At 65.6% G+C, this 10,548-nt stretch carries 9 protein-coding genes; 3 read left to right on the top strand and 6 right to left on the bottom strand.

Annotation, left to right across the window (positions count from 1 at the left end):
• Nucleotides 1–151: 151 nt before the first annotated feature.
• Complete coding sequence (locus tag NJ1_RS10225; protein ID WP_067690829.1) at nucleotides 152–1,555, bottom strand: lipase family protein; 1,404 nt, start codon at nucleotides 1,553–1,555, stop codon at nucleotides 152–154.
• A 288-nt stretch (nucleotides 1,556–1,843) separates the two neighbouring features.
• Nucleotides 1,844–2,128: a VOC family protein gene (locus NJ1_RS10230; RefSeq protein WP_245717317.1), complete on the bottom strand. Its 285-nt coding sequence runs from the start codon at nucleotides 2,126–2,128 to the stop codon at nucleotides 1,844–1,846.
• Nucleotides 2,129–2,378: 250 nt separating this feature from the next.
• Here NJ1_RS10230 and NJ1_RS10235 point away from each other — a divergent pair, with 250 nt between their 5' ends.
• Nucleotides 2,379–2,789, top strand: a complete 411-nt coding sequence (locus NJ1_RS10235) for a VOC family protein (protein WP_067690832.1) — start codon at nucleotides 2,379–2,381, stop codon at nucleotides 2,787–2,789.
• Between the two features lie 603 nt (nucleotides 2,790–3,392).
• Here NJ1_RS10235 and NJ1_RS10240 read toward each other — a convergent pair.
• A complete protein-coding gene (locus NJ1_RS10240) occupies nucleotides 3,393–4,016 on the bottom strand; it encodes a winged helix-turn-helix transcriptional regulator (protein ID WP_084477956.1) in 624 nt (207 codons plus the stop codon).
• Between the two features lie 129 nt (nucleotides 4,017–4,145).
• Between NJ1_RS10240 and NJ1_RS10245 the strand changes: the two genes are divergently transcribed.
• Entirely contained in the window at nucleotides 4,146–4,979 is an 834-nt protein-coding gene (locus NJ1_RS10245) for an alpha/beta fold hydrolase (protein ID WP_339380958.1), read from the top strand.
• Between the two features lie 233 nt (nucleotides 4,980–5,212).
• Here the strand turns inward: NJ1_RS10245 and NJ1_RS10250 are convergent, their stop codons facing one another.
• On the bottom strand, nucleotides 5,213–6,124 hold the full coding sequence (locus NJ1_RS10250) for an alpha/beta fold hydrolase (protein WP_067690842.1): 912 nt from the start codon (nucleotides 6,122–6,124) through the stop codon (nucleotides 5,213–5,215).
• 112 nt (nucleotides 6,125–6,236) lie between these two features.
• Nucleotides 6,237–6,809 carry a dihydrofolate reductase family protein gene (locus tag NJ1_RS10255; RefSeq protein WP_067690845.1) on the bottom strand — a complete coding sequence of 191 codons (573 nt, stop codon included), beginning with the start codon at nucleotides 6,807–6,809 and terminating at the stop codon, nucleotides 6,237–6,239.
• Between the two features lie 133 nt (nucleotides 6,810–6,942).
• Here NJ1_RS10255 and NJ1_RS10260 point away from each other — a divergent pair, with 133 nt between their 5' ends.
• Nucleotides 6,943–7,590 (top strand): TetR/AcrR family transcriptional regulator, encoded by a 648-nt coding sequence (locus tag NJ1_RS10260; RefSeq protein WP_067690848.1) that lies wholly within the window; start codon nucleotides 6,943–6,945, stop codon nucleotides 7,588–7,590.
• 537 nt (nucleotides 7,591–8,127) lie between these two features.
• On the opposite strand, the gene NJ1_RS40410 is transcribed toward NJ1_RS10260, so the two are convergent.
• Nucleotides 8,128–9,894, bottom strand: coding sequence for an ABC-F family ATP-binding cassette domain-containing protein (locus NJ1_RS40410; RefSeq protein ID WP_067690850.1), 1,767 nt, complete (start codon nucleotides 9,892–9,894; stop codon nucleotides 8,128–8,130).
• Between the last annotated feature and the right edge of the window lie 654 nt (nucleotides 9,895–10,548).

The following is a 10,548-nucleotide window of genomic DNA, read 5'->3' on the forward strand; positions in this document are numbered from 1 at the left end:
ATGACTCGAGAGCGGTTGGGACTGTCCGTACGGTTCCTCCGATACCCGGCACGGCACCCGGGTCAGGCGCTGTCAGCCTGAATCATTCTGCCCGGTAAGGGTTCTCGCGTTCACTGGCAGGCGGACAAAATGATCGGTACAGGACGCAGAACTACTTGACGCCGATGGGATGGCCGAAGAACGAGGCGATCGTCTCACCGAAGATCTGCCCCAGCAAGGACAACCCGTCGGGATTCAATGCCATCAGGCCGTCGTCGGAGGTGCTGCAGCCCGCTGCGGCAGGAACCCCGTTCAGCCGGTCCCGAAGCCACAGCAGTGCGGTCGCCGAACCCGAAATCTCGGTTGTCACATGCTCTGCGGCGTGTTCCCGGGTGTATTGGACCTGGGCATTCGGGCTCTTGCAGTAGGTGTCGACCAAGGCGTTCACCGGACCGACGGGAATCAGCTCGTCGGGGTTGCCCTGAAAGATGAACATCGGCATATCGGGGACCGACTTGCCCATGCGGGTCTTGTCCAGCACGTCGCGAACGACGGGATTGCGCATCGGATCACCCTCGGGGACGTGAATCATCCCCTTCAGGTTCGCGAACGGCAGCAGCGCGGTGGTGTACTGCACGCACAGCCCACCCTTGATGACCGAAAGTCCCTGTCCCAGTGGGTCCATGTCACGGCTGAGCAGATCACCGAACTCGCGGTATTCGCGGCCCAGGCCGAGCACCGCGGCCATGATCATGCCCGACCAGACCTGGCCGTTGCCGATATCGAGCAGCGGGCCGAAGTCCGCCGGCACACCGCCTTCGGCGACGCCGACGATATCGAGTTCGGGTGCGTAACTCTGTTTGAGCTCGGCGGCGTGGCCGGTCGCGATAGCGCCGCCGGAGTAGCCGTACATGGCGATGCGGGTGTCGGGAGCCAGGCGCATGGGCTCGAAGTTGCGGGCGGCCCGGATGCCGTCGAGGGTGATGCGCCCGGCCAGCGGTCCGGCCGCGAACGCGTTGTCGGGTCCCTGGTGGTCGGGAATGACTACGCCCCAACCCTGTTGGAGTTGTGCCTGGGCGATGATGAACTCCAGAGGGGCGACGATCTGCCCGACCGCGGCGGCCGCCGACCACTGCTGCACCGCATAGGACGGTGAGCAGTAGGCGGCCAGGGAATCTTCGGCGATCTGCATCGAGACCAGCTTGTCGGGCGCGGATCCGCGTGGCTTCAGTACCGTCGCGACGGCGGCGATCGGTTCGTCCCGGGAGTTGTTCGAGCGGTAGGAGACCTGCCAGGCGTCGACATTGACCGGAATCAACCCCGCGTTCGCGGCATTGATCCGACGCGCGGCGATGATCTCCCCGGGAGCCTTGGACGCCACCACCTCGGCGGGCGGGCGGTAGAAGCCGGGATCGAGTTCCGGGGGCACCGCGATCACGGGCGCGGGCTGCACTGTCACCGGAGCTGTCTCATTGGGTTCGCCGACGGCACTCGCGGGATTGAAGGTCGCTGCCGCTGCCGTGATCGCCACGAATGCCCCAGCCACCCTGCGTAACAACGTCGTCCGCAGGAACATTCTTACTCCATTTTCCGTGAAGTGAGACTCATTCGTCTCACATGAGACCCGAAGGGTAGCCAAATCGAGCGCCCTGGACAAGAGGTGTCCGGGACAGCAGTGAATTCACGGCGGAGTTCAGTCGATCAACTCGTCCAGTGCGGCAGCCGCCTTCGCGGCCAGAGGTTCGACCGTGGGTGCGGTGACCGTCAGATCGCGCGATCCCAACCGATTCGGATGAAGCGGCCGTTCACCACTGAACGCCCCACGGCAACGGTTCCGCACGCCGAGACCGGCGACCGTCCCCGATCAGGGTGCGGTCGCCGCGTGCGCGTCGGGTACGAACTGGATGATCTGCAGGAGGTTGCCGTCCGGATCGGCGAAGGTCCCGAATCGACCCATTGCTCGATCCTCGACGGGGACGGCCCACTCCACGCCGGCCTCACGCAGCCGCGCGGCGATCACATCGAAGTCGTCGACGTGAAAGTTGAGAATCGTCCGGGCTGGTTCGGGGTTCTCGGCCGCGACGTCGTCACGTGAATCGATCACCAGCAAAAAGCGGAATTCGACCAGGGTCCGATCGAATACCTGCACGTCAAACGCACTGCTCGCCGCTCGGCTCACGTTCCGGAGCCGAATAACCCGCTCTACAAGTCGCGTCGGACGCTGCACACCGGCGCCGACCTGCTCACCGACACGCAGAAGGACCGCCCTCGAGCACCTCCGCGGCTCCGCCCCTCGGGTTCCGCAACCTGACGAACTACATCGCCAGATCACTCCTCGAGTCCGGCGGGTTCAGGCCGCAACTACACCCTCGAGTGGGATGAGCCCCTATCGTCGGTCCATGACCACTCGACTGAACCCCTACCTCAGCTTCGCGGGTGATGCCTCGGCAGCCCTGGCGTTCTACCAGGACGTGTTCGGCGGCGATCTCACGATCAACCACTTCGGCGACTTCGGCACCGACGACCACGGCATCGGCGACCGCGTCATGCACGGCCGGCTGGAAACAGCGTCCGGCCTCACGCTGATGGCCGCCGACATGCTGCCGGGCGAGACGTTGCGGCCCGGGAACAACCTCGCGGTCAGCCTCGGCGGGGACGACACCGAGGAGCTGCGCGGCTACTGGCAGGCGCTGTCGGACGGAGGGACCGTGACGGTCGAGCTGGCCACCCAGCCGTGGGGCGACGAGTTCGGGATGTGCGTCGACCGGTTCGGGACCTCGTGGCTGGTCAACATCGCTGGGGGCAGCTGACCTACCCGATCCGCGCTGCGCCCGGTCGGCGATGCCGCGGCCGGCGGCAGTCCCCTTGCGCTCGAACCTCGTCACGGCCGCTCGGCCCAGCGATCGACCACGCCACCCTCGAAGGCCCGGCTCGGCATCGATCACCCGCACCATCTGCTCGGCGAAGTCGGCCCAGTCGGTGGCCGGCCGCCACACGCCCCCGGACGGAGGCGACTCGCCGCGAGGGCCGCGAAGGGTGGGGTAACCAGCCTGCCCTCCGATCGAGCGGGTCGCGGCCGACGTACGTCGGACCACCACCAGCTGCTCAGCCCCCCCGGGGTGCCGGCGGCCCGGCCGCGGGGCGGGCGCAAGGCCTACGACGACGTGCTCGATACCGGCGGCTTCAGACCCCACCTACACCCTCGATTGGGATGAGCCGGTAAAGCCCCACTTCAAAGGCTGGCTACATGCAACGGTGGTGAGCACTCATGCCGCGACCCGCGCGATGGTCGGATGTCCAAACCGGTTGGCCGACAGCAGCTTCCCAACGCACCATCATGCCGATTACACAATGTTCCTAGGCTTCATTTCTGTCGCCGCAGCCGATGGTGTGGTGGGCGGCAAAATATTCGGTCAGGCTGCGAACACCGCGCGGACGACCGAGTCGTCACCGTCGATTTCCAGCCCCAAGGCGCGAGCGTCGTCGACGGTGAGGGCACCTGCGGCGAGTCCGAGGACGTAGCCGGGGTCCGCGCGGACGGTCGCGTCGAGGCTGCGGCCGTCGTGTGGGCCGATTTCGAATCCGGTACTCGCTGAACGGAGTTGGAAGAGTGGGCCTCCGATTTCGAGGCCGATTGTCGCCGTAGGCGGATTCTCGACTCGGGTAGCGAGCAGGGCTGGAACGGCCAGGGCGAGCCATTCGGGCCGGAAGGCATCGTTGCCGGGACCGGAGATCATCAGCGGGGTCGACCAGCGAATGAGGCTTTCGATGGGCTCGCGCAGCCCGGCACCCCATGGGGTGAGGGAGTATTCGATCGTGTTGCTCGCGGCGGCCAGTCGCCGTTCGAGCACACCGGAAGCTTCGAGGTCGCGGAGCCGGTCGGCCAGAAGGTTGGTTGCGATGCCGGGCAGGCCCTCTATCAGGTCGCGGTAGCGGGCGGGGCCCAGGAGCAACTGGCGCACGATGAGCAGGTTCCATCGGTCGCCGACGACTTCGAGGGATCGGGCGAGCCCGCAGTACTGGCCGTAGCTACGCATCATTTCCTTCGATTGCTTGAGATTCTCAAGTTGAGTTGAGAGGATCAACCATACCGTGATGCCAAGCGTAGGGGGTTCACCATGGCCGATACCACCAGCGGCGTGCGACCGAGCTGGGTCGATGACACCTTGTTCCCGTTCGACAGCCGCTTCGTCGACATCGACGGGCACACCGTGCATTTCGTCGATGAGGGGTCGGGGCCGACGCTGTTGTTCCTGCACGGCAATCCGACCTGGTCGTTTCTGTGGCGTGAGGTGATCACCGCGCTACGTGAGGACTTCCGGTGCGTCGCGCTGGACTATCCGGGCTTCGGGCTCTCGACACCGAAAACCGGCTATCGCTATCTGCCCGAGGAACATGCCGAGGTGGTCTCCGGGTTCGTCGATGCGCTTGCCCTGGAGGGGGTCACGCTGGTCGGGCAGGACTGGGGCGGACTGATCGGGCTGGCGGTCGCGCAGCGGCGACCGGGTGTCTTCGCGCGGTTCGTGCTCGCCAATACCTGGGCCTGGCCCGTCAACGGCGTCCTGCACTTCGAAGCCTTCGGGCACATCATCGGCAACCCGGCGAGCCGGTTCCTGGTCCGCCAGTTCAACTTGTTGGTCAATGCGTTCATCCCCACCGGTCATCGCAGGCGCAAGCCCACCGAAGCCGAAATGGACCACTACCGCCGGGCATTGAACACCGCCGAACGGCGTCAAGCGTCTGCGGTGCTGCCCGGCCGCGTACTCGCCAGCCGCGAGTTCTTCACCGAGGTCGAGGCCAAGCTTCCCGACATCGCGCACCTGTCGACTCTGATCGTCTGGGGCGACGCCGACATCGCTTTCCGCCCCCAGGAACGCGAGCGATTGGAGGCGACCTTCACCGATCACACAACGGTGATCGTCGAGGGCGCCGGCACCTACGTGGAATCCGACGCACCCGAGGAATTCATTACCGCGATTCGCGACTGGACGGGGAAATAGGCGCGAAGTCGCCAGCCGCACAAACACTTCGACCGTTTCCCCGCGCCCGGTGCGACGGTCAAGTCTTGCGGCATCCACAAACGCACTCATCTGTCGTTGATCGCCCTGAACGAACCGGCCAACACGCCTTCTGGAGAATCGGCGGGCCGAGATCATTTAAGGTATTGCGCGTTGTGCCGGCCGTGCAGACCGGCGAGCGGCGGGAACCGCGTGGACCACTCCACTGCCGTTGTTCAGGCGATCGACTGGGTGGTGGTGTTGGAGAGGAAGGCGGAGATGATCGGCAGGAGGAGTTCGGGGCGGTGGACGAGGCTGAGGTGGGAGGTGCCGGGCAGGATGGCCAGTTGGGCTTTGGGTAGCCCGGCGGGGGTGTCGCCCTGGATGTCGCCACCGAATGCGCGGAACATTTCGAGGGCATGGTCGAGGCGAATGACGTCGGAGTCGCCGATGACGGTCAGGGTGGGGGCAGTGGCGGCGCGGACGGCGGCGATCGGGAATCGGGGCATCGCGGTGGTGTCGTGTTCGCGGATGCGGGACACCAGCTGCGGGAAGTCTTGGGGGCGCGGCGCGTTTTTGAGGTAGTCGTTGTGGAAAGTGGTGCCGTGCAGCATTTCCGGTTGTAGCCCGGCGATGCCGTCGAGCAGTCCGGGGCGGAGCCCGTTCTCGTCGAGGCTGCCGGCGGCGAGGATCTGTTTGTGCACCAGTTCGGGGTGGGTGACGGTGATCTGCAGGGCGATGCCCGCACCCATGCTGTAACCGAGCAGGTCCGCGCGTTGGATGCCGATCGAGTGCAGCAGCGCGACGGTGTCCGCAGCCATCTGCTCCTCACGCAGCGGGCGATCGATATCGGCGGTGTGTCCGTGGGCTTGTTGCTCGATGGCGATGACCTGGCGGGTCTTGGCCAGTTCCGGGATGAGCTGACCGAAATCGGTGCCGATCCCGGACAGTGCGCCGTGCAACAGCACCAATGGTGGTGCGCTGGAAGGTGTTCCGTGGATCTCGTAGTACATGTGCAGGCCGTTGACGTCGGCATACGCGCCGGGGGCCGGTGCGGAGGGGGGTGTCCTTGCGCCAGTGGTGCATGCGGTGAGGAGCGCGGTTGCGGCCAGGGCGGTCGCGGTGGCGAGCAGTGCGGTGATCTTCACTGTGGTCCTTCGATATTGGGTGGCCGTGCGAAGCGATTCGAAGGCAGGGCAATAGGTGTGCCCTGCCTTCGAGTGCTCGGAGAGGTTCGGGTGTGCGACTCGGGTTCGATGGTCAGCGGATGACGTCGAAGACGTTGAACTGCAGGCCGTTCGAATAGGCCTGGGACTCGACCAGCTGCAGTTTCTGGGCGTCCTTGTCGGTGCCGGAGAACATTCGCTTGCCGGCGCCGAGCAACAGCGGGAACACCAGCAGGTGGTAGCGATCGATCAGGCCCGCGTCGGACAGGGCCTGGTTCAGTGACGCGCTGCCGTGCACGATGATCGGCCCGCCCTCGGTCTGCTTGAGTGCGGCGACCTCGTCCAGGGTCCGCAGGATCGTGGTCTCGCCCCAGTTGGTGACCAGGTCGTCGTCGGTGAGGGTGGTGGACACGACGTACTTGGGCATTTCCTTGTACTCCGCGAAGTCGGCCATGTCCGGCCAGACCGGGCTGAACGCCTGGTAGCTGGTGCGGCCCAGCAGCATCGCGGTGGCCTCCTGCTGTTCGCGTCCCTTGATCTCGAAAGCCTCGGGGACGAACTCGGTGTGCTTGAAGGTCCATCCGGTATTGCGGTAGCCGGGTTCGCCGCCAGGGGCCTCCACGACGCCGTCGAGGGAGATGAAGGCGGAGCTGATCAGGGTGCGCATGGGGTGTCTCCTGTGCTGATTTCTCATATCTGGACGCTGTACAGAAGAGAAGATACACACGACTTCTGGACGTTGTCCAGTTATAATCTGAACAACGTCCAGAAACGCCGTCTACCAGGGGAAATAATCCGATATGAGTGACACTGCGGCCAAACCGGCGACCCGAAGCACCTACCGGCACGGCGCTTTGCGAGAAGCTCTCCTCGAGGCCGGAGTGGCGATGGCGCGAGAAGGCGGCGGGCCGCAGGCGATCGTGCTGCGCGAGGCCTCACGCCGCGCGGGCGTGGCACCGAACGCCACCTACACTCACTTCAAGGACCGAGAAGCATTGGTGCAGGCCGTGGCTCGATACGCGCTGGCACAGTTGGCGACGACCATGACCGCCGAACAAGACGCGATACCGGACACCGACAATCCGGCCCTCGCCGCCAGGGCCCGTTTCCGCGCCGTCGGTGCGGGCTACATCCGCTTCGCCCGCGAGGAACCCGGACTCTTCCGCACCGCCTTCGCCACCCAGCACGATGTGTCCGCGGTCGCCGAACCCGCTTCCGCAGGGCCCACCGGGCGATCGGCGATCGAACTCCTCACCGACGCCCTCAACGGATTGGTCGAAACCGGACTACTGGATCCCGAAAGGCGCTCCGGCGCAGAGTTTCTCGCCTGGCCCACCGTGCACGGACTGGCCTACCTCGCCGCCGATGGTCCGCTGCGCTTCCTCGAGCCGGCCCAACTCGACCATCTCACCACCCAACTCCTGGACATGCTCGACCGCGGAATCTGAACGACCCGCCCGCCGCGAGCCTATCGCCGCAGTCGTGCAGGTAGAGCCAACGAAATCCGGCGGGTTCCCAATCGGCGCAGGACAAGCCAGATCACGTGGACGAAGATGTGCAGCGCAACCGCACTCGATTCCCGCAGACCTCTCTCCGCTCTCGAACGCACTCATCTGCCGCATACCGCGCTGACCGAAACAGCCAACGCGAGGCACCGGCGGCCGGAACCTGGTGCGGTGCAGAATGTCCGCAATTGCCGCATATGGCGCTGATCGGAACGGCCAGCAGCCCTATCGGTCGAGCCCATGACGTCGAGCTCATGCTGTGGGCGAGCACTCGGCGGGTCGGGAATTGCGGGGTTGCCGAGTGCTGTGGCGTGGTCACTCATCCTTGATCGGGAGTTCTGTCGACTCCCGGATGTTCCACTGGCCGAGGGATTGTGAGGGGTTCGGCGGTGAACGATCGTGGGCGGGCTCGTCCCTGCCGGCGTTGCCGGAAGGGCTGTCCCGCAGCATGACTCGAGTTGTGCCAGTTCGGGTGCGCGGCTAGGCGGTGCGGGCTTGGTTCGGGTGCGCCGGGTGTTTGTCGAGGGGCAGTTCGAGATGGTGGCCGGTGAAGCGGGCGCGCATGCGGCGGTCGTGCGTGACCAGGACCACCGCGCCGGAGTATGCGGCCAGGGCTTGTTCGAGGTCTTCCACCAGGGCCGGCGAGAGGTGGTTGGTGGGTTCGTCCAGCAGGAGCAGGTCTACGGGATCGCTTACCAGTCTTGCCAATTCGACGCGGCGGCGTTGGCCGTAGGACAGTTCGCCGATGCGCAGGCGCAGGTCCGCCGGGCGGAACAGGCCCAGGGACAGCAGTCGATCCCGATGCTCGTCCGGGTAGCCCACCCTTCCGGACGAGAATGCCTGCAGGACAGTAAGGTCCGCATCCCACGGGGTTTCATCCTGGCGGAGGTGACCCACCGAGCCTCGCACCGTGACCGATCCGCTGTCCACGGCCAGTTCACCGGCCAGTAGTCGCAGCAGCGTGGTCTTTCCTACTCCGTTCGGACCGGTCACCAGGAGGCGGTTGGTCGGGCCGAGACGTAGGCCGTCCAACCGCAAGCGGCCTGCCACAACGACATCGGACAGTTCGGCCACCGGCTCCGGATCGGGGGCGCCCTGCATGGTCAGTGCCGGATCGTTCGGATCCTGCCGCGCCTCCGACTCCGACGACGCAGCAGCATCGATCATGCTGCCCGGCAACAGTGTCGGCACACCTGCCACCACTCCGGTTCCGACCGACGCCGACAGCTCGGCGGTGAAGTGCAGCGGATCGGCGGGTGGGGCGATCGGGTTGGCGGTGAGGCGGGATACGCGCTCCTTCGCGTTGCGGATTCGGGATTTCGCACCGTGGTCGCGGCCACGGGAGCGGAAGGGGCCCGCGGCGAATACCGCGAGGGGGAGTTTCCGTGGGATCGCCTCCAGTCGAACCACATTCGAGTCGGCCAGGTGCCTGCTGCGGGCCAGTTCGACACGCCATCGCCGGTGCTCGAATTCCTGACGGCGGCGCTCGGCGGCCTTGGCCTTGAGGTATCCGGAGTAGCCGTTGCCGTGGCGGGTCACCGCGCCCGCGTCGACTTCGAGAATCGTGGAGGTGATGCGCTCCAAGAAGACTCGGTCGTGGGTAACCGCGACAACGGTGCCGCAATGCGCCCGCAGGCGCCGTTCGAGCCATTCGACGGCGGAATCGTCGAGGTCGTTGGTCGGCTCGTCCAGCAGCAGCAACTCCGGTGCGGAGGCCAGGGTGGCGGCGAGGGCCAGTCGCCGCTGCTCGCCGCCGGACAGGGTGCCCAGCGGTCGATCTCGATCGAGGTCCGGCAGACCCAGTCCGTGCAGCGCGGCCTCCACCCGCGCCTCGGATTCGTAGCCGCCGCGCGCTTCGAAGCGTGCGACGAGGTCGGTGTAGCGATCCAGGCGCCGGCCCAGCGGTCCCGGTGCGACCAGGGCGTGTTCGGCGGCTCGCATACGGGTTTCCAGATCACGCAGATCCGACAGGGCCAGGTCGATCGACTCGGCGACGGTCGCGGTCTCGGGTAGGTCCGAAGTCTGTGCCAGATAACCGATTCCACCGGGAGACTGGACGATCATCTCGCCGTTTCCGGCGCGCTCGCGGCCGGCGATCAGGCGCAGCAGAGTCGACTTTCCGGACCCGTTGTCCCCGATCACACCCACTTTTTCGCCGGGCTTGATGGACAGGCTGACGGCGTCGAGAACGATGCGCTCGCCGTAGCGCTTGGTGATATCGGACAGGGTGAGTTGCGCGGTAAGCATGAGACCTCCTGGTCTCGGCCCGGTACGAGGGCCGGATGGGACGGAATCCACACGAAAAGCTCACGCCGACAGGCGGATGCGCACCGCCGACCAGCGGATGCGTACGTGTGGATGAAGATTCGACGCGGAGCGAGCTCTACGCGGCGGGGCGAATTACTGGAAAGAGAAACTCATGAGGTGCACGAAACTAACTCCGTCCCGCCTGCCCGTCAACCACTTTTCTGCGGGCTTCGCCGTTGGAGCGCGCCGTCTGAACGCCGTTTTGGGCGTGTAGCTACCGCTGGGTGATGTGACATTTGCAGGACGGATGACATGGGTTCGTCGAACTCACAGTCACCGGGCTCCGCCCTCGGGGGTTCGCTGACGTAGAGGTTCCGGCGCGACTTGCTGACGCGGAGGTTTGGCGGGCTGTGGATAAACAGGGTGAATGCGAACAGGCATATATTCTGAATAACCGCAGATCAGATACTGTTTTCGGTTCCGTTTCGTGATCGTTCGCGATAGAATTAGCACATGCATTCGAACGAGATGGGAACAGTGAGCGTCACCGCTGGAGCCGGGTTGGCTACTGCGGTCGATGCGCTCCTGTGCACCACCTTGTCCGAACTCCCCGAAGCCTCGATCGTGGAGATGTTGCGGGAGATCGAGACCAGC

It is taken from the genome of Nocardia jejuensis NBRC 103114, from assembly GCF_001613145.1.
Taxonomy (GTDB): Bacteria; Actinomycetota; Actinomycetes; order Mycobacteriales; family Mycobacteriaceae; genus Nocardia; species Nocardia jejuensis.